The organism is Paenibacillus sp. J22P218 (genome assembly GCF_056269195.1).
In genome coordinates this window covers 227,198-246,607 of sequence record NZ_JBWDNL010000002.1, presented here as the reverse complement: position 1 = coordinate 246,607, position 19,410 = coordinate 227,198, and the positions used below count along the sequence as shown (strand labels likewise).

20 protein-coding genes are annotated in these 19,410 nt (G+C 46.4%); 7 read left to right on the top strand and 13 right to left on the bottom strand.

What is annotated here, in order from left to right; genetic code table 11:
* Positions 1-6: 6 nt before the first annotated feature.
* Genes AC0YN0_RS09965 through AC0YN0_RS09955 form a run of 3 tightly spaced genes read right to left on the bottom strand, consistent with a single transcriptional unit; the run spans position 7 to position 2,617 of the window.
* On the bottom strand, positions 7-663 hold the full coding sequence (locus AC0YN0_RS09965) for a response regulator (protein ID WP_475821141.1): 657 nt from the start codon (positions 661-663) through the stop codon (positions 7-9).
* Positions 660-1,823, bottom strand: a complete 1,164-nt coding sequence (locus AC0YN0_RS09960; protein ID WP_475821140.1) for a sensor histidine kinase — start codon at positions 1,821-1,823, stop codon at positions 660-662. The genes AC0YN0_RS09965 and AC0YN0_RS09960 overlap by 4 nt, the downstream gene beginning before the upstream one ends.
* A 29-nt stretch (positions 1,824-1,852) precedes the next feature.
* A complete protein-coding gene (locus AC0YN0_RS09955) occupies positions 1,853-2,617 on the bottom strand; it encodes a lysostaphin resistance A-like protein (RefSeq protein ID WP_475821139.1) in 765 nt (254 codons plus the stop codon).
* 246 nt (positions 2,618-2,863) lie between these two features.
* Between AC0YN0_RS09955 and katG the strand changes: the two genes are divergently transcribed.
* Positions 2,864-5,047, top strand: coding sequence for a catalase/peroxidase HPI (katG, locus tag AC0YN0_RS09950; RefSeq protein ID WP_475821138.1), 2,184 nt, complete (start codon positions 2,864-2,866; stop codon positions 5,045-5,047).
* 395 nt (positions 5,048-5,442) lie between these two features.
* Here the strand turns inward: katG and AC0YN0_RS09945 are convergent, their stop codons facing one another.
* From AC0YN0_RS09945 to AC0YN0_RS09920, 6 genes are all read right to left on the bottom strand, one after another.
* Positions 5,443-5,652, bottom strand: a complete 210-nt coding sequence (locus AC0YN0_RS09945; protein ID WP_475821137.1) for an HAD hydrolase family protein — start codon at positions 5,650-5,652, stop codon at positions 5,443-5,445.
* Between the two features lie 11 nt (positions 5,653-5,663).
* Positions 5,664-6,086, bottom strand: a complete 423-nt coding sequence (locus tag AC0YN0_RS09940) for an HAD family hydrolase (protein ID WP_475821136.1) — start codon at positions 6,084-6,086, stop codon at positions 5,664-5,666.
* Between the two features lie 230 nt (positions 6,087-6,316).
* On the bottom strand, positions 6,317-6,877 hold the full coding sequence (locus AC0YN0_RS09935) for a hypothetical protein (RefSeq protein ID WP_475821135.1): 561 nt from the start codon (positions 6,875-6,877) through the stop codon (positions 6,317-6,319).
* 174 nt (positions 6,878-7,051) lie between these two features.
* A complete protein-coding gene (locus tag AC0YN0_RS09930) occupies positions 7,052-7,324 on the bottom strand; it encodes a hypothetical protein (protein WP_475821134.1) in 273 nt (90 codons plus the stop codon).
* Positions 7,318-7,620 carry a polysaccharide deacetylase family protein gene (locus AC0YN0_RS09925; protein WP_475821133.1) on the bottom strand — a complete coding sequence of 101 codons (303 nt, stop codon included), beginning with the start codon at positions 7,618-7,620 and terminating at the stop codon, positions 7,318-7,320. Before AC0YN0_RS09925 ends, AC0YN0_RS09930 begins: the two co-directional genes overlap by 7 nt.
* Positions 7,602-7,742, bottom strand: a complete 141-nt coding sequence (locus AC0YN0_RS09920; protein ID WP_475821132.1) for a hypothetical protein — start codon at positions 7,740-7,742, stop codon at positions 7,602-7,604. Before AC0YN0_RS09920 ends, AC0YN0_RS09925 begins: the two co-directional genes overlap by 19 nt.
* Before the next feature lie 298 nt (positions 7,743-8,040).
* On the opposite strand from AC0YN0_RS09920, the gene AC0YN0_RS09915 reads away from it, so the two are divergent.
* Genes AC0YN0_RS09915 through AC0YN0_RS09905 form a run of 3 tightly spaced genes read left to right on the top strand, consistent with a single transcriptional unit; the run spans position 8,041 to position 10,809 of the window.
* Complete coding sequence (locus AC0YN0_RS09915) at positions 8,041-9,579, top strand: sensor histidine kinase (protein ID WP_475821131.1); 1,539 nt, start codon at positions 8,041-8,043, stop codon at positions 9,577-9,579.
* The gene (locus AC0YN0_RS09910) at positions 9,576-10,265 is read left to right on the top strand and encodes a response regulator transcription factor (protein ID WP_475821130.1); all 690 of its coding nucleotides are present in this window, start codon (positions 9,576-9,578) and stop codon (positions 10,263-10,265) included. The genes AC0YN0_RS09915 and AC0YN0_RS09910 overlap by 4 nt, the downstream gene beginning before the upstream one ends.
* A 31-nt stretch (positions 10,266-10,296) precedes the next feature.
* The gene (locus AC0YN0_RS09905) at positions 10,297-10,809 is read left to right on the top strand and encodes a hypothetical protein (RefSeq protein ID WP_475821129.1); all 513 of its coding nucleotides are present in this window, start codon (positions 10,297-10,299) and stop codon (positions 10,807-10,809) included.
* Positions 10,810-10,888: 79 nt separating this feature from the next.
* Here the strand turns inward: AC0YN0_RS09905 and AC0YN0_RS09900 are convergent, their stop codons facing one another.
* Positions 10,889-11,257: a DoxX family protein gene (locus AC0YN0_RS09900; RefSeq protein WP_475821128.1), complete on the bottom strand. Its 369-nt coding sequence runs from the start codon at positions 11,255-11,257 to the stop codon at positions 10,889-10,891.
* Positions 11,258-11,453: 196 nt separating this feature from the next.
* On the opposite strand from AC0YN0_RS09900, the gene AC0YN0_RS09895 reads away from it, so the two are divergent.
* On the top strand, positions 11,454-11,900 hold the full coding sequence (locus AC0YN0_RS09895; RefSeq protein WP_475821127.1) for an Lrp/AsnC family transcriptional regulator: 447 nt from the start codon (positions 11,454-11,456) through the stop codon (positions 11,898-11,900).
* Between the two features lie 74 nt (positions 11,901-11,974).
* On the opposite strand, the gene AC0YN0_RS09890 is transcribed toward AC0YN0_RS09895, so the two are convergent.
* Positions 11,975-13,528, bottom strand: a complete 1,554-nt coding sequence (locus tag AC0YN0_RS09890) for an acetamidase/formamidase family protein (protein WP_475821126.1) — start codon at positions 13,526-13,528, stop codon at positions 11,975-11,977.
* A gap of 346 nt (positions 13,529-13,874) precedes the next feature.
* Here AC0YN0_RS09890 and AC0YN0_RS09885 point away from each other — a divergent pair, with 346 nt between their 5' ends.
* Together AC0YN0_RS09885 and AC0YN0_RS09880 are read left to right on the top strand one after the other, a co-directional pair.
* On the top strand, positions 13,875-15,413 hold the full coding sequence (locus tag AC0YN0_RS09885; protein ID WP_442052103.1) for a GNAT family N-acetyltransferase: 1,539 nt from the start codon (positions 13,875-13,877) through the stop codon (positions 15,411-15,413).
* A gap of 14 nt (positions 15,414-15,427) precedes the next feature.
* Positions 15,428-16,318, top strand: coding sequence for a carbon-nitrogen hydrolase family protein (locus AC0YN0_RS09880; RefSeq protein ID WP_475821125.1), 891 nt, complete (start codon positions 15,428-15,430; stop codon positions 16,316-16,318).
* 127 nt (positions 16,319-16,445) lie between these two features.
* On the opposite strand, the gene AC0YN0_RS09875 is transcribed toward AC0YN0_RS09880, so the two are convergent.
* Positions 16,446-16,994 carry a hypothetical protein gene (locus AC0YN0_RS09875; RefSeq protein ID WP_475821124.1) on the bottom strand — a complete coding sequence of 183 codons (549 nt, stop codon included), beginning with the start codon at positions 16,992-16,994 and terminating at the stop codon, positions 16,446-16,448.
* Positions 16,995-17,501: 507 nt separating this feature from the next.
* Positions 17,502-19,403, bottom strand: coding sequence for a glycoside hydrolase family 127 protein (locus AC0YN0_RS09870; protein WP_475821123.1), 1,902 nt, complete (start codon positions 19,401-19,403; stop codon positions 17,502-17,504).
* Positions 19,404-19,410 lie beyond the last annotated feature (7 nt).

Sequence of the window (19,410 nt, the reverse complement as noted above, 5' to 3'; positions counted from 1 at the left end):
GAATTATCATAACGATAAATAACTATTTAATAACAAAACCGCTTTAGCCCGGTCATTGGTGCCGATCTTGGTGTATATCTCGCTTAAATAGTTTTTCACCGTACCTTGAGTCAAAAATAATTTTTCGGCAATTTCCTTTGAATTGTAGCCCTCCACAAGAAGTCTTGCAAGATCTAGCTCTCTAGGAGTCAACTCCAAGTCCATACCGGCTCTATCAAACCGATTGTTCTTATTGCGGATATTAAGAGCAAGCTTGTGAGCCACCTTGCCGGTCAGAAGCAAATTGCCGGAAAGAGCTTCATACATAGATTGAACAAGTTTCTCGCTATCGATGTCTTTAAGCAAATATCCTGCAGCCCCGTTGCTTAAAGCTTCTATGATATACGCATCATCGTCGAAAGTCGTTAAGATGAGGATGATCGCCTGCGGATATCGCTCCTTAATGATTTCGGTTGCCTGTACGCCTCCCATGCCCGGCATCCGGATGTCCATCAGGATAACATCGGGAACAACAGAACGCAGCCGGTCAAGCGCTTCTTCACCGCTTTGAGCCGTCCCGACAATCTCCACGTCCGAGCGAATCGAAAGCAGCGTTTCCAAACCTTCCAACATAATTTTCTGATCATCCACAAGCATGACGCTGATTTTGCGAGCGATATTCACCACTCCTCCCCCCTTGCGATAGGCATTCGGACTTGGAGCGTGAGACCATTGTTCGGCTCGCTTCGCACACTCATTTGACCTCCGATGGCCTCGATTCTTTTCTCCATCGTTTTCAGACCGAAGCCGTAAATGACCGAATCGCTGCCTGTTCCATTGTCCTTTACCGTCATATGAATCGTATCTTGTTGCTCTACGATACGAATATCGACCATGGTCGCTTTGCCGTGCTTTAGAGCATTGGTGATCGATTCCTTAATGGAGTTGATCATGACATATTCCTGAAGAGAGATGAGCGAGGCAGTTACTTCATAATTGAATATAAATTGAACGCCTGTCTGCTTCTCCGTATCATTCACAATTTTGTGTATTCCTTCCTTAAGCCCCAAACCTTCTACATTCCCGTCTATGACATTCAATGTTCGGACGACTTGCCGGATGTTGCCGAGTCCCTGCTTCAATTGTTCGCGCGCGACATGGATCTTGTGGCGGGCTTCCTCCGGCTTTATATCAAAGAGCAGCTGCGCCCCCTCCAAAGCAACGATCGCTGTCGTTAAAGAGTGACCCACCGTATCATGAACTTCTTCCGCAATGCGGGTTCTCTCCTTAAATACCGCCAACTCTTCCCTTGTTCTCACTTCCTGAACCAAAGCTTCGTTCAATCGTAGGTTCATATCCCTTTGATTAAGCAGCAGCTTGGTGCCCCAGATCGGAATGACCAGACAGGTATAGCTCAAAATATAGTAGACATTCCGCCACAAATCATTATCATCCGCTGGCCAAAAGAAAAGATAGGCTGCAAAGCCGCCGTAGGCAAAAGGCAAGGCGTACCACGACTTGTAGTTTAGGAGAAGATCGGCAACAAAGAGAACAAATACGATACTCTCGATTTCCGTACCGCTTCGCAGAAATAATAGAAAAAGAAGAATAATCTCCACGATTGGAGATACGGTTGCAATGGAATGAAACTTAGGATGGTTCAACACATAGTTGGAATGCCTTAAGAAATAGAGCCCGATCAGGATTGTTATTACGATAATGCCCTTATATTGAGATAGAACAAAATATAACAATAGCAGGACCACATAAGCGCAAGCTAATCCATAGAAAAATAGTCTAGACACCTTCGTATTGCTTAAGGTATGAACCGCTGAAAAACGCATGAGACCACTCATCTCTTAGTAATAGAACATTATAGGAAACCAAAAACGACGGCCGAAACGCCTATCAGCAATGGAATGGCTTCGACACCATGTATGATGATGGACGGCCAGAAGCTGCGGTATTTGGCGTTTAAAAAACCGTAAAAAAGCGAACCGACGATAAACAAAGGGATTTCCGATATTTTATGAAGGTGGTAAGCCGCGAACAATACGCCGTTCATGGCCCAATCCCATTTGCCGAAGGCTCCCTTCATCTTAGGCAGAAGAACGCCTCGGAAGAACAACTCTTCCCCAAGCAAATAATTAAACAAACAACTAATTAGAGCAATGCCGAGCACATACCAAGCGCCGACAAATTCAGGGGTCGCTAAACTTTCGATTTCGGTATACGCTTTAGGCGCCATGAAAGGAAAAGTCCGATTAATCGCTTCTTCTATAAACCCGAACAAACCTGAGCTTTCAAAGAAAAATGCATAAATAATGATTGGAATTGTGAATGAATAAGCGATTTTGTAAACTTTGAACGTTTTCGGATGTATAGGATGATTTAACCACAGTCTTTTTTTCAGCTTCTCCCAGCTTATATCGCCAAGTTCTCTCTTCAAGATTATGACAGACAGTACAAACTGCCAGATCATCCCTACAATCATTAATATCCAATAGAGAATACCCGGGTGAAAAGGGACGATCGGCACAAGAATGGGCAGCAAGACGAATCGAAAAAAAGCCATCGGCAACGCGACCAAAGCCCATAACCCCAAAATTTTCCTTACACTGTATTGATTTGTTTCCATTTCTCTATCCACCCATCCCACTCCTTCTAAGACATTGTCCATTTCGAAAATAAATATATAAAAAAAGACCGTCATATGATAAGTGACGATCGTCATACAAGGCGCAACACCCGTAAATTATCAGAGTTGAGTGAAGATTGGATGAACTTTTAAATCTGCTATTGTATTCATTTGTATATAGCTTTATAAAGAGAATATGTACTAATTTTGATTTGCTACTTCATTATACGAATAGGAGATGATTATGTGGACGCTACAGTTTCTTCTCAAGCAGGAAAGTGCCCAGTTATGCACGGAGGCGCTACTAGCTTCAAATCAAGCGGGACTTCGAATCGTGATTGGTGGCCTAACCAGTTAAACCTGAATATTCTCCATCAGCATGACAGAAAATCTAATCCTTTGGGAGAAGATTTTGATTATGCGGAAGAGTTCCAAAAGTTAGACTATCATGCTCTTAAACAAGATCTAGTCGTTCTAATGACTAATAGTCAAGAATGGTGGCCGGCTGACTTCGGACATTACGGCCCATTCTTTATTCGTATGGCTTGGCACTCTGCGGGTACATATCGTACAGGCGACGGGCGCGGCGGTGCTGGAAGCGGCACACAACGTTTTGCTCCGCTGAATAGCTGGCCGGACAACGGCAACCTTGATAAAGCACGCAGGCTGCTGTGGCCGATTAAGCAAAAGTATGGCAACAAAATTTCTTGGGCCGACCTGATGATTCTGACAGGTAACGTCGCGATTGAATCGATGGGCGGCAAGACGTTTGGTTTTGGCGGAGGACGCGCCGACGTTTGGCATCCGGAAGAAGATATCTATTGGGGTAATGAGAAGGAATGGCTGGGAGATAAGCGTTACACAGGCGATCGTGAGCTTGAGAATCCGCTTGCTGCCGTTCAAATGGGTCTTATCTATGTCAACCCGGAAGGTCCTAACGGTAATCCGGATCCGCTTGGAAGCGCTCGCGACATTCGCGAAACGTTCGGACGCATGGGAATGAACGATGAAGAGACGGTTGCGCTCGTTGCCGGCGGCCATACGTTCGGCAAGGCACATGGTGCAGGCGATGCTGCTCTTGTCGGTCCAGACCCTGAGGCTGCTCCTATCGAAGCACAAGGCTTGGGCTGGCTAAGCGCACACGGGTCCGGCAAAGGACGCGATACGATCACCAGCGGCGTTGAAGGCGCTTGGACCGCTAATCCGACTAAATGGGATAATGGTTTCTTCGATCTTCTGTTCGGGTATGAGTGGGAACTTACGAAGAGCCCGGCAGGCGCTCATATATGGGCTGCTATCGATCAAGCTGAAGAGCATCTTGCCCCAGATGCAGAGGATGCATCCGTTCGAGTTCCGACGATGATGACCACTGCGGATATGGCATTGCGCGTGGATCCAGCGTACGAGAAGATTTCCCGTCGTTACCATGAGAATCCTGAAGAGTTCGCGGACGCGTTTGCCCGTGCTTGGTTCAAGCTTACACACCGTGACATGGGTCCCCTTGCAAGATATTTAGGCCCTGAAGTTCCCGATGAAGTTCTGATCTGGCAAGATGCCGTACCGGCTGTTGATTATACGTTAACAGATGCGGAAGTAAACGAACTTAAAGCAAAGATTCTAGAATCGGGACTTACAGTAAGCGAGCTGGTAACAACAGCCTGGGCTTCGGCTAGCACTTTCCGCGGCTCTGATATGCGCGGCGGCGCCAATGGTGCCCGTATCGCTCTTGCTCCACAGAAGGATTGGCAAGTCAATCAGCCGCAGCAGCTTACCAAAGTGCTTACGATTCTAGAAGGCATTCAAGATGATCTGGATAAGAAAGTAAGCTTGGCCGACTTGATTGTTCTAGGCGGCAGTGCCGCAGTTGAGAAAGCTGCACAAGAGGCAGGCTTTAATGTCACTGTTCCATTCGCTTCGGGACGCGGCGATGCTACCCAAGAACAAACGGATGTGGAAAGCTTCGCTGTGCTCGAGCCTGTCGCTGATGGCTTCCGCAACTATCTGAAGAAGTATTACAGTGTAAGTGCGGAAGAGCTCCTGGTAGACAAAGCGCAATTGCTGAACCTTACGGCACCGGAAATGACGGTTCTAGTAGGCGGCATGCGTGTTCTAGGTACGAACTACGGCGGTACCCAACATGGCGTGTTCACGGATCGTGCAGGCACACTCACGAACGACTTCTTTGTTAACCTGCTCGACATGAACGTTGCGTGGACGCCTATTAGCGGAACCGTATACGAAGGACGCGATCGGAAAACAGGCGAAGTCGTACGTACTGCTTCTAGAGTCGACTTAGCCTTCGGTTCGAACTCCGTTCTGCGTGCCATTGCCGAAGTTTATGCGCAAGACGATAACAAAGAGAAGTTTGTGCGTGACTTTATCGCTGCATGGGTCAAAGTCATGAATGCGGATCGTTTCGACTTGAAATAAATGAAGAATAGCAAAGCTAAAAAAGATGATTTCTGTTTTGAACAGGAATCATCTTTTTTCTGGCTCATTTTATGATATCCGTCTGTAGCTCTAGCTTAAATTCCTCTTATCACCGAAAAAACTCACTTCCCTTTTGCTTACAAAAGAGAGAATAATAAAATTAATCCAAGTAACTATTGGAATGTACATTAATAATGTATAACGACGATGAAAATCTATTCCAAACCATTTTGACTCCTCGTCAAAGTTGTACAGGAACCCGTATGCTGCTCCCAACATGATTGCATTGATAGCAAATGCTGATAAAACACTAAACCATTTGCTGTTTCTGTTCTTCAGTATAAGGATAGATGATATCGTTGAAATGATTAAAGAAAAGGTTATGATAATGAAGTTCAATCCTGCACCACCTTATCGTTTATTTGCACCACAAATCTTTCAATGGCAACAGCAACACCATCATTATCATTAGAATCGGTTACGTGTGCTGCACAATTCTTAAGTTCAATTATCGCGTTGTCCATTGCGACCGGAAATCCGAACATCTGGAATAAGCTTAAATCGTTATAATCATCCCCGAATACCATTACATTTTCTGATTTCACTTCGATATCGCTTAACACCCATTGTACGGCGCTGATTTATGCATGATTTGAACCAATACCCCTTCATCTGTTGCGATCACGTTCACATGGTCGCCGAATTGCTCGCGTATCTCCCCCCATTTGCAGCAACCTAGAACTAAAATTTTGGTCGGAGTAATCTGCTGGCTGATCTCCATATGAATACTAATGTGCCGCTCATTTTGCTTAGATTTGCATGTAACTAAAGCACCGTTGTAATAAACCATGTAGTCTACAAAAGGGAACATCTTCAGAAATTGATTAGCCGCTCTAGGCGGCCTCGCCGTGGCAATAATAATATGAATTCCAGAATCAAAACATCTTTTAACAGCCTCATAATTTCTAGGAGATATCGATTTATCACTGCCAAGCAAGGTTCCGTCCAGATCCAGTACGATTGCTTGAATATTAGACATCTGTATCCTCCCCACTAATTAATCTAAATTGGTAAAATAATACTCTCTCATAAAAGGTGTCGTCAATAGAAAAGTTGTATGATCCTCCACCTGACATATATATAATGACTTTTAATACAAAAAACCCAGCACCTGCACGGTACTGGGTTGATTTTTCTCAGATACTTTCCTTTTGCTGCAAATCTATTTAATATTACTTTTCCTAATCGACAGTTGAATAACGTTGCTCATTATTTTTGATTTATTACATCTACTGCTTCCGAAAAAGCATCACTGTACTGCTGGTACAATCCGGTATCAAACTCATAATCTTCGTCGTTAGCTTTTGGTGGATTTTCTTGAAGTTTTTTATACAAGGTATCAATCTCGCCGGAAACCTTCGTCCACAATTGTTTTACATCATCATACGTTGAATCTAATCCCTGGATATACGTATCGTATTCGGCTTTCTTTTCCATCGCCTTGCCGAGTTGCTGGATCATGAAGTCAATATCCATGGTTTGTCCTGTTGCATCAGTTCCACTGTAGGCATAGTGGCCGATGTTAACTAGCCCATCGTTCCAAATATCCCCGATGACGAAGTTGTTAATTTCCATTAATGTCGATTCTACAGTAGGCTTTTCCTCTGACTGAGATGAATCTTCGAGCTGTATCCCCGCATCCTTGAAAGCTTGCTCTACCTGTTCCTTTATTTTCTCCTCTTCGGATTTCTCTTTTCCACAACCTGCGAACACAACCATCGTGACTATGCACAGGATGATGTACAAGCTTTTTTTACCCCATTTGGACATTTTTAGTCTCTCCCCTATTTACAATAATTTTCCACCATACTATTATCGGCTTTGATAGGGGGAATGTAAATAGAGGATTGAGAGAGAAAGAACATATAAGTAAAGCAAACATTGGTTTTAATTGGATAAAGGTGAACTGGATATATGTCTTTATATTAGCTGCTATCCTTCTTGCTAAACAATCTCCGCTTCGAAGCCAAGCTGTTCACACAGCTTATGGATACGGCGTATGTCCTGTGTACTAGTAACCCACTCACAACCCAAGCTAGATGCCTCGTGAGCCGCCCATTGCAGGATATATGTCAGGGCATCCGCATGGGATTCCTTCGTAGCGAAGTCCTCCAGCACGAGCGCACTACCGCTGACGGAAGCACGCACGTATGCCCAGTGCTGATCGGCAAAGCTGCGGGCGACAAAACGCGTTTCGCCATCTGACTGGACTAGCATTGAGAGCGCTTGTAGCCCTGGATGACCAGATAATTCCACTCCCTTAGCCATTCCAAATTCTCCTCCCTATAAGAGGCGTAAGGAAAACGCATGAAGGCCGGAAACGGCCTTCCCGTTGCTTCTTGATAAGCAAGCTCAGCCAGCTTCAGCTCTTCGAAGAAGACGGCTTTGGTCACATCGGCCATCCTGCGGTGATGGTACGTATGCGTTGTGAGCTCATGACCCCTAGCTAGCATTTCTTTTGCTTTCGCCGGGTATCGGTCGAACCACTCGCCCGTTAAAAAAACGTCCCGCACGCGCCTCCCTGCTCCAAGGCTTCCAGCCATGCGTCAATAGGAATCCTCATCGGACCGTCATCAAACGTAAAGGCACAGTGAGAAACCGCTGGATTGCCGCGAGTAATTACCGAGATTGTCATCTTAAATCCCCCTTCTGTGGTATCTCCTTCCACCATGATACCGTTGACCCTATTGTAAAATCTGGATAATTTTCTGTAAAATTGAATAATATGAATAAATGATTCGAATATCTTAAAGCAAAAACTTCACTGAATCACTGCCCCCGACATAAATAATAAAAGCCCCGAACGGGGCTTTTTATTATTTGAGATGATATGACGTGGAGAAGCGAGCGTCATTTTAGACTTTTTTTAGAATTGGTTTATGCATGCTTAACGGTTAACTATTACAATGGGATGGAAAGGAGTTGTGTGCCTCATGTTGATAAGAACCAAATTGCTTCTATCCTATATAGCGATGATTGTCGTACCGGTTGTGCTGCTTGGTGTTACGGCCGTATTTGCCTATGGGGCTTTCATGCGAGATATAACGCCTAGCGCGGATAAAGAAACGTCGCAGCAGCATTCAATTCCGTTCTCAGCACTGCGTGACTTGTTCGGTGGACGCAATGAACTTGCCTCCGGCTTGCGGTTTATCGCCAAGCATGATCCTCGTCTGCTCCATGATCCTACATTCATCAAGGAGACCGAATCCGAGCTCGCAAAGGTAGATGCGGGCATCCTGCTGATTTCCAGTGATTCAACTGTTAGCTATATCTCCCCTGGCTTATCGGAAGCCGACATTGTGGCTGAGTTGAATAAGGAAATAGAACAAGATCAGGCGGAGAACCGTTTCTCACACCCTGGCCCGTCTAGCGGATCTAATTTCAGCTTAGACCGCATTTCGTACATAGAACCCGGTGGTGAATCCGGCACACTTGTCATCGTATCTGATATGGAGCCGGTAGCCCGCTTCTTCCGAAGGTTCATGCCGACCGTTCTGTTCACGCTGCTTGGGGCGCTTGTGCTGACAAATGGCGTCTTAACGTTCATTGTCTCACGCAGCATTATTAAGCCGCTTTATGCGCTTAAGGCAGCAGCAGGACAAATTCGTGAAGGCAATCTGGACCAAGCCGTTCATCTGGAGCGGCAGGATGAAATCGGTCAGCTTGGTCTTGCTTTCGAAGAAATGCGCATCCGGCTGAAGGATTCCATTAGCGACGAGCTGCAGCTGGAGACGAATCGCAAGGAACTGCTCGCGAACATTTCCCATGATTTAAAAACACCTATTACGGCGATACAAGGCTGCGTTGAATGTCTGCAAGACGGAATCGCGGATACGGAAGAGAAACGGCAGAAGTACGTCACGATGATTGCTAATAAAACAACTGACATGAATCGGATGATAGAGGAGCTGCTTCTATACTCCACTTTGGATATTGGGAAACTGCCCTTCCACTTCGAGAATCTGGACATTTCGGCGTTCTTGCAACAGCTTGTAGACGAACTAAGGCAGAACCCGAGAATGAACGACGTAGATGTTTCTTACAGCAGCAGTTTGAGCGATGGCGGGAGCAGTAATGGCCATCCGCTCATTCCCGCCGATCGGGATAAGCTGCACCGTGCGATGCTCAATATTGTCGATAACAGCATCAAACATATGGAAATTCAGCCGGGGTTGCTTCATTTTGAACTCACAGATGACTCAAGTGGAGCTGTCACGGTCCGAGTGACAGATAACGGGTCAGGCATTCCAGAGCCTGCGCTCCCCTATGTGTTCGACCAGTTTTTTCGGGCGGAGACGGCGCGCCGTTCGGAAGCAGGCAGCAGCGGTTTAGGGCTTGCCATTGTGAAGCAAATTGTTGAAGGTCACGGCGGTTCGGTCATCGCGCTTAGCACGCCAGGCACGGGAACATCGATTGTGATGACGTTTCCGGCTCTGCAGCCAGCATCAACTAAGAAAGGAGATCAGCTATGAAACGGATATTGATTGTCGAAGATGATCCGGTTATTGCCGAAGTGCAGAAAGACTACCTGGATGCAAGCGGCTTCGCAGCGGATATTGCAAGCGAGGGCGAGCTTGGCCTTAAAATGGCGCTTCAGCATCCATACGATCTCATTCTGCTGGACTTGATGCTCCCAGGAATGGACGGCTACGAAATTTGCCGGCGTGTTAGGGAAGCAAGCAACGTGCCGATACTTATCGTCTCTGCGAAAAATGAGGAAATTGACAAAATACGCGGCTTCGGGCTCGGAGCTGATGACTACATTATGAAACCATTCGGGCTTGGCGAGCTGGTCGCCAGGGTGAAAGCTCATCTTGCACGTTACGACCGGCTCGTAGGAAGCGGCGAATGGCGCCGAGACGAACTTCAGCTCCACGGCATACGCATTGATCGACAATCGCGCAGAATATTCGTGAACGATAATGAAGTTCCTTTTACGGCCAAAGAATTCGAGTTGCTCCTCTTTCTCATGACGAATCCGAACCGGGTATTCCGCAAAGAGGAAATTTTCGAACGGCTATGGGGCATGGACGCACTCGGTGATTATGCAACCGTTACGGTACATATCAGCAAGCTTCGCGAGAAGATTGAACGCGACCCTTCCAAGCCGCAATATGTGGAGACGATATGGGGTATCGGCTATCGATTCAATCTCTAATACTGCAACACTTCAGGAGGCTCTATCACGCATGAAGAAACTAAACTCCAAACAAAGAAAAATGCTGTTGCTGCTCCATCTTATTTTCGCCTCTATCATGCTTGGAGGCCAAGCGACATTCATCATTTTGGCTCTGACGGCTTCCTTAACAGACACAGGTTCCGTGCTGCAGGCCTGCTATACTATTATGCATCTACTCGCCGATACGAGCGTTCGAGCTTCGACAATCGGAACAACCGTAACCGGCATTCTGTTATCGGTCCTGACTTCATGGGGATTATTCCGCTACAATTGGCTTATTGCCAAACAAGTGCTTACGCTCCTGTCAATCGGAATTGGCTTAATCGGGATTTACGATTGGACGTTGAAGGGAGTTCAGCTAACCGACACCTCGGGGATTAACGCTTGGTCGGAGACTGCTTTTACGGTGAATCATACCTGGTTATGGATTGGCATTGTAATACAAACCCTGTCATTGCTGACCATGTATATTCTATCGGTGTGGAAACCTGGCGGTAAGCGCAAGTCTCTTAACGTTAGTTGAACGAGACTCTACCAAATAAAAAACGCAGCCTTTATCAGGTTGCGTTTTTTATTTGGTAGAAACTACCTTAGCTATGAACTTACCCAAAAAGATAGGACAATTCGTCTGCATATAAGATGACTACTGCAATAGAAATCGCGAGGTTCAATAATGCCGGTATGATTTTTCCGATCGGATGTTTAACTCTGAAATGCGAGAGTAACGCGAATAACATCATAATGCCTATCATTATAGCGGCCCATGCAGCAATCTCCGGATACCAGTAGCCGATAATGAGTCCAATGCATCCAACAATCTGAACGATGCCTGTAATGACTCGGAACCATTGAGGAAGTTTAATCGAATCAAACAGTTCGACCTGATGACTTGCACCTGCAAGCTTGCTTCCGCCAAAAAAAGCCATGGAGAAAAGCAGCCAACTTTGAAGAACGATGGTTAGTATATGCATCCGTATCAACACCCTTTTTCATTTGTTATGATCCGACACCAATCAGTGTCCTAATTCATAATATAACACCATAAGGTGTCCTGTAAAGATGTAAATGATGCAAACTTTATCCATTGACATGTAATTTTTCACACATACGCTAGGCACTTCTTCCGCCTTCTGTTACAATAACGAAAAAAGAAATAGGAGAAACCGCATGCTTGATTCTATCGATAACCATATATTGCAGCGTTTGGCTCAGAACAGCCGCATTTCTTACACGGATTTGGCCAAGGAAGTCGGATTGTCGGGCGTCGCGGTGAAAGAACGCATTGATCGTCTCGTCAATCAAGGGATCATCGAGCAATTCTCGATCGTCATCAGCGCCGAGAAGCTGGGCAAGAAAATTTCCGCTTACTTGGAACTTGAAGTGGAGCCCGCCCATTTGGATCATATCGTTGAAGCTCTGAAAGAAAATGATCGCGTTGCCGTGCTTTATGAAATGACAGGGCCTTGCATTCTTCATATCCATATTCTCGTGGAGGATCTTGAGGAGATGGAGCGCTTCATGCATGAATCGATTTACTCGCTTGACGGGCTCGTCCGTGTCGAGAATCAGATTCTGTTGAAACGCCACAAAAATCAGGATGGCTTAAATATATAATCGACATAAGAATCGCCTGCCGATCAAACGGCAGGCGATTCTGTTCTATTATTATTGGATGATAGCTAACGACACTACTCCGTCTTTGACAATTTTGCCTTATAGAAGCTTGCGAAATACTCGCTTACTACAACCTTCTTGTTAATGAGTCCTGCAGGGGTTGCCAGCTTGATCTCCTCTCCGTTATACGTTCCTATTGTCTCTCCAACCTTGAACGCTAGAACATTTCCGTTATAGCTGAGTGTGACCGTCTTGTCTACCGATTCCCAGCCAACCTTCACGCCATAACTTTCAAAGCTGCTTCGTAATCCGACCGGATGCAGCTCCGATTCGCCAAACTGCCCTTTATCGATCAATGCATGTACGCCCCAATTGCCGTCCACGACCTGCGTAATGCCGAAATCGACGGATACTGACATTAGCGAGTATGCTTCATCTTCGTTCAAATCCATGCCAGTCATCAAAAACCGTTTCGTCTTATACGCCGCATCCTTCATCGCTTTATCGATGGATGAGTTTTTGTAAATGTCACTCTGCGCATTCGGCCCTAGCTCTTCCAAGTAATTCGCATAGCTGAAACCGTGAACAACCCATTCGTTCGCATTCTCGAGCAGCGGGAAGTCCAAGCCGCTCAGCTTTTTGTTCAATGAAGCCTTCTTATGAAGGATAACTTGAATATCGCCGGTTACCGATGTTTCGATCGCAGTTCCGTTTATTTCGGAATCGCCTTGTCCTGCATGCGGATCGCCGATCGATAGCAACGCACCCGGTACAGATACAGGGTAATACATAGTCGCGCCTTCGGTAATACGCCAATCATCAATGTTGCCGCCATAGTAAGACGGCGGAACGGAATCGACGATATCCGCTTCCTTCGGAGCGACGCCCATCGTACCGAAATGGAGTCGCACCGGGATCTTCACGCCTTCGAGCACATCGAAGTTTTTCTCAATCGTATTATGATCTACGACAATGCCAGGATAGTCGATCGTTGGATGCACTTTGCCATCCGGATCCGTTTGCGGTTCCCACTTAAAGCTGTACAACGCAGTAGCATAATCCGTCGCACCGTCCGACTCCATCTCATATATCGTTACAACCTCGCGCTTCTTCGGTTCCTCGACCATATCTCCGTACAAATAGCCCCAGTTGGCCGCCGCATTCACGCCGTACGTTTTACCGGCATATTCCTCATTGCCGTTAGGCCTCAGCTTCATGTCCAAAATCTTCACTTCCAGCACATCACCAGGTTCTGCCCCTTCTACAGCGATAGGTCCCGTCATAATATGTACGCCTGGCCCGCGGAGCGATTCCGTCTTCTCTGCTTCATTCCAATGGAAAATATCTTCTACCCCTACATCCCCTTTAATCATCCGTTCGTAATCATCTCCGGAATGATGCGTGATCGCCTCTACCGTTACGATATCTCCCGAATTTACAGTTAGTGCCGGTTCGCCCTTGCCGATATTCCCCCACCGGACATTGTCTGAATTCGCCTCCAGAACATGCGTCTTCGGCTTAACCCCCTCCTCATTGATGTCAGCATACGCTACATAAACTGCCGGATTCATTGCCAAAAATACCGCTAACGCAGCACTTACCTTCCATCCCGTTCGTTTTTCCATCATACAGTCTCCTCCCACATCTATTTGATGTTAAGTTTTATAACATCTTGTGTTTTCGAGTATATCAGATGGATAACGGATTAACAATATAAATATTTTTTGAGTTTATACTTAGATTTATTAATTAAAATATCGAATTCAGTTAGTAATGTTAATGACAGCCAAAAAACCTCGCGATCACACCTTTCAGCCCTAACGGCACGTTTATTTGACCCTTTTGATTATATCCCCAACCAACGACGAGCCATCATTGTGTCACTTTTTACATTCCATTTACTTTCCAATAATACTGGTCATACTAACCACATCTATACTGTAGAAAACTGGGCTTGAATAGGGAGAGGAAAACATGACTTCGAATCAGATCGCGCAATTTGAAAAGAAAGTCATCATTCGCAACATTGAACCAGAGGATTTCGAGAAGATTATTGCACTTCAGCATATCTGTTTCCCGAACATGGATCCTTGGAAAATAGAGCAATTGGAAAGCCATGTCCGCATTTTCCCTGAAGGACAAATTTGCGTGGAGCTCGATGGCGATATTATTGGCTCTTGCTCGAGTCTGATCGTCAATTTCGACGATTATTTAGAGCAGCATACGTATTCGGAGATTACGGACAAAGGCTATATTCGCAACCATAACCCGCGCGGAGCGAATCTGTACGGCATGGAGGTAATGGTTCATCCCGACTATCGCCGAATGAAAATTGGCAGGCGGTTGTATGAGGCCCGCAAACGGTTGGCCGAGATGCTGAACCTGCGCAGTATTATCGTCGGCGGACGAATTCCAGGATATCACAAGTATAGCGATGCAATGATGCCAAGAGAGTATGCGGAGGAAGTGCTGCAGCAGAACATTTATGATCCTGTGCTCACGTTCCAAATGATGAACGGATTCACATTGAAGCGGATTATTACGAACTACTTGTCCGATGACAAAGATTCGAAAAACTTTGCAGCTTTACTCGAATGGAACAACATCGACTATAAGCCTAGCAACAGCAAAACGCACTATAAGTTGTCCTTTCCCGTGCGAATTTGCGTCATTCAGTACATGATGAAAAAAATCGACTCCTTCGAGGAATTTGCCATGCAATGCGAGCATTACGTCGATGTTTCTGCCGATTACAAATCAGATTTTGCCGTCTTCCCGGAAAATGTGACGATGCAGCTGCTCTCCTTCCTGGACGAACGATCGCCCAGCCTTGCCGTTCGGAAGCTCAGCACGTTCACGGAGCAATACATCGAATTATTCACTGAATTGGCCGTTAAGTATAACGTTAATATTATCGGCGGTTCTCATTTTGTGGAAAAAAACAATCGTATTTATAACGTCGGCCACTTGTTCCGCCGTGACGGTACGATTGAGCAGCAGTACAAACTGCATATTTCGCCGAACGAGCGGAAATGGTGGGGAATTAACGGCGGTTCGGAGCTGGAAGTATTCGATACCGACTGCGGTAAAATATCCATTCAGCTCAGCAGCGACATCGAGTATCCGGAAATTTCGCGGATCGTTGCCGAAGAAGGCGCCCAAATCATATTTGTTCCTTTCTGTGCGGAAGATAGGCAAGCTTTCCTTCGCGTCAAATATTGCGCGCAAGCCCGTGCTGTAGAAAATCAAGTATTTACGGTTACTTCCGGTACTGTTGGAAATCTCACGCACGTAGATAACGTAGACATTCAATATGCGCAATCAGGCGTTTACACGCCTGCTGACTTCTCCTTCCCGCGAGACGGGATTGCAGGCGAATGCAGCGAGAACACGGAAACGGTTATTATGGCTGAGCTGGATATGGAAATTTTGCAACGGCATCGTAAATCGACGGACATCCTTACGTTCAAGGATCGTCGGACGGATATTTATACGTTGCAAATTCGTTCCTAGATCGAGGAGGCCCTATGAAATTACTAACTGTTGCAACCGCTCAGTACGGTCTCGCTGATATCCAATCGGATGACGCTTTTTGGTTCCGACTCGGAATGAAAATTTGCGAAATGGCCGATAATGGCGCGGATCTCATAATTTTTCCTGAATATATGACCGCCCATATGCTTGGCTATCAGCCCGTGATGACGCATGAAGAGGCTTGCTCACATCTGAGCAGCTTCACCGATGAGTATATAGCTTTTTTCCAGCGTTATAGCCGAGACTATGACGTCATTATTTTGGGCGGAACGCATATATGCAGAGAAGGAAACGGCTTTGTGAATAAAGCCTTTCTATTTTTCCCCGATGGCCGTATCGAGGAGCAGAATAAAATTCATTTAACGCCAGAGGAAAGAAACCGCTGGTCTCTTACTGAAGGAACGAAGCTAAACATAATTGAAACGATATGGGGCCGCTTAGCCATTCTAACCTGCTACGACATTGAATTCCCTGAACTAGCTAGAATAGCCGCCGATAGCGGCGCGGAGCTTATCCTGTGTCCTTCTTATACAGATACGGCTGCCGGATACTACCGCGTGCGCCTTTGCACCCAAGCGAGAGCGATTGAAAATCAGCTGTTTGTAGCGTTAAGCGGCATGGTCGGCTCGTTGACCGAGGATCGTCCACAGGTAGATAATGGGTACTGCCAGGCAGGTTTATTTACTCCGTGCGACGTTCCTTTTACGGAAAATGGCATCCTCGCTGCGGGCGAGCTGAATGAAGATTCCTATGTGATCGCGCAGTTCGATTTCGCTATGCTTCAACAAAATCGCAAACAAGGAAACGTCGCTCCTTTCTACGATCGACGGACTGATTTTTACAACAGTGCGCTTGGCAAAATATTAGTCGGGAGTAGTGAGTGACGGCTTTCCGATCCTAACGAGCATTCAGATGAGCCAAGGGGGAAATTTCTCTCTTGGCCGCTTTTTTATAATGGGATGATGTCCGCATTCTAATCGAATGGCTGGCCAAACGTTTAGGTTGCTACAGTCACAATAAGTCAGGACTCTGCAATGACCCTATGTATTCGTATTTATATATTTTACCGGCCGGACCGGTTGGAATTACTCGGAATTTACCTCTTTCTACAAGGCTTCGGCAGTACTTGATGACCGTTTGCTTGTGAATCTCCAGTTCAATCGCTGCTTTCGCTGGGCTAATAATACGATTGTGCCGAATCGCTAGACGCATTAACTGGCGTTCGATTTTTTGATATTCGCGACGAGGCATTCGATTTTTTTCATCCGTTGCCACTAGATAGGGGGCTAGTATGCAGCGAATCATAGTTCCTACGAACAATGGATTTTCTTTCATTTCATCTAAGGGTATAGAAATCACTTGGCATTCTTGTGATTGCAAGAACAAAGCTCTGTTTAGATCCATTCGATATTTCGAACGATCCGTGCCATGTGAACCATAATCCATGACTTCGAAAACATAACGAAGACTACCCATGATCCAAATAAAATCCACAAAATACGACCGACCTCGCCAGTCTTTAATTTCATATTCCGGATGCAAGCCCGCAAAATGCCCCATTAGAGGCCACCATATTTTCTCCGCAAATATGAGGTTGCCGAATCCGTGCCTCTTTTCAAAGCATCCTTTCGTTCCCCATGGCGTTTGGACAAGTGATCGTTTACCCACTTCTTATGCTCGATCTCAAAACTCAACCGTGTCACCCTTCCCTGGACAAAAATAAAACGCCTCGACTTCCCTTACATTAGAAGGGATACCGAGGCGTTCTTCGCCAAACCATATTTAAGTAAAACCATAATACTTCATTTACAGCCAAGCAGCAATAGGTATTATTTCCGTACTATAGTCTGATGACCATTTTGTGTGATTTTTCACACTAAATGCAAAGGCCAACTTAAGCTACATTCTCGTTTATACGACTTTTCATACAAATAATCGCAATACACAGCAGGAGCGTTCAACTTTGTACGATTTTTCGAATAAAACAACTATATTCGTCCGTTTTGCTTACGTATTGTATGATAAATCGTACAAAGTCATTGACCAAGGCCACCTAGAGTTCGACTATTATTTTTCCCGAATCCAAACCAACATTTCCCCCGGCGTCCGGTTCCCCCAGTATGCGTATGGAACGGCCGTTATGGGGACGCTCTTCTTCTTTCGCGTAACCGGCCTGTACAGTTCATCTTCCCAGGAAAGATCCGATCGCAGCCCCTCTCCTGACAACACGACGATTCCGCCTAGAACGTCTTCCCTATTCACTGCTATGAATTCAGAATCCTCGGAAAGGCAAATATCCGTGAGGTCTGTGCCGTTGTCCACTTCCTCCAAGCAATAAACGAGCGGACCGTATTGCAAAGCGATTTTACCGGCATTCTCGTGCACTTTGGGATTCGACTCGATACGCTCGACGACCATCGGGAAATGCAGCTTGATGTTGTCGCTATCCATCCATTTTCTGTTGATATATGCATATCCGCGCTTGACGATCGCATCCAGCGCCAGCAACTCCCCGTTTACCGTGATGGAGGGATTTCTGCACCAGGAAGGAATCCGGAAAGAAAGCGTGCAGCCCGTCGGCTCATCCGTTTGCATTCGTATCTGAATCTCTCCGTTCCATGGATAACGCGTTTCCGTATACAATATTATTTTTTGCCCATGAACGTCGAATGTGCTCTCATTGGAGGCATAAAGATGCATGGCGATCTCCGCTCGGTTTTGCGTAAAGAAGTACGTATCCAAAGATGTCATCAGCCTCGCAATATTGGGCGGACAGCAAGCGCAGCCGAACCACGCAACGCGTTCGGTTTTGACATGATGCATATCGTAACGGTACTCCGCGACAGCAGGATGAACTTCCAATGGGTTAACGTAAAAATAACGCGTGCCGTCCAGCGATATTCCGCTCAGCACCCCGTTGAACAGAACGCGTTCCATCACATCCCCGTATCGGCTGTCATTTTCTATTTGAAGCATTCGGAATGCCCACATGACAAGTCCGATGGACGCGCATGTTTCCGTGTATGCCGTGTCGTTAGGCAAATCGTAATCAATCGTAAACCGTTCGGCATGGCCTTGCGAGCCGAGCCCTCCCGTAATATACATCCGCTTGGTCGTCACTTGATCCCATAGTTTCCGAAGCGCTTTGGTTAGCGTAGCGTCTCCGTAAGCAATCGCGAGATCCGCCATAGCCGTATACAGATACATGGCACGGACAGAATGTCCGTCAGCCGTTACCTGCTCTCTCACGGGGGCGTGGGCCTGATGATAATCCAGATCGAACCAGCGATCATTGGATGGGCTCCGAAACCCCGGATCCTCCTTCAGGAAACTCGGCTGCTTGCCGCGCTCCTCCACGAAGTATCGGCTTAATTGCAAATACCTTTGTTCTTTCGTCGTCCGGAACAGCTTTACGAGCGCGAGCTCAATTTCCTCATGACCGCAATACACGTGCATTTGGTCCGAATCAGGTCCTATAATCCGGTCTATATAATCAGCGTAGCGGCACATCATGTCCAGAAAGGCCCGCTTGCCCGTGGACTCGTAATAAGCCACCGCGGCCTCGATCAAGTGTCCGGCACAATAAAGCTCATGCCCGAAAGAAAAGTCATTCCATCGCTTTTCCGGCTCGGCGACCGAATAATACGTATTCAAGTAGCCGTCCGGCCGTTGAGCCCGTCCCATCAAATCAACAACCGCATCGATAACGGCTTCGAGCTGCGAATCAGGAAATTGCCGCAGGCTGTACGCGGCAGCTTCGATCCACTTCGCCACGTCGCTATCCTGGAAGACCATGCCGTAGAAAGTTCCCGTCTGATCTCCAGCCGAGATGCGGAAGTTTTCTATGGCGTGACTCGGCTCGGCGCCTTCGATTTCATCGTTCAACGCCTTCCACTGATAAGGAATCGTTTCCTGGACAGTCTGCCTCACCTTGGGCTGCCAGAATTGATCAATAAGCTTAACATGCATATCGATA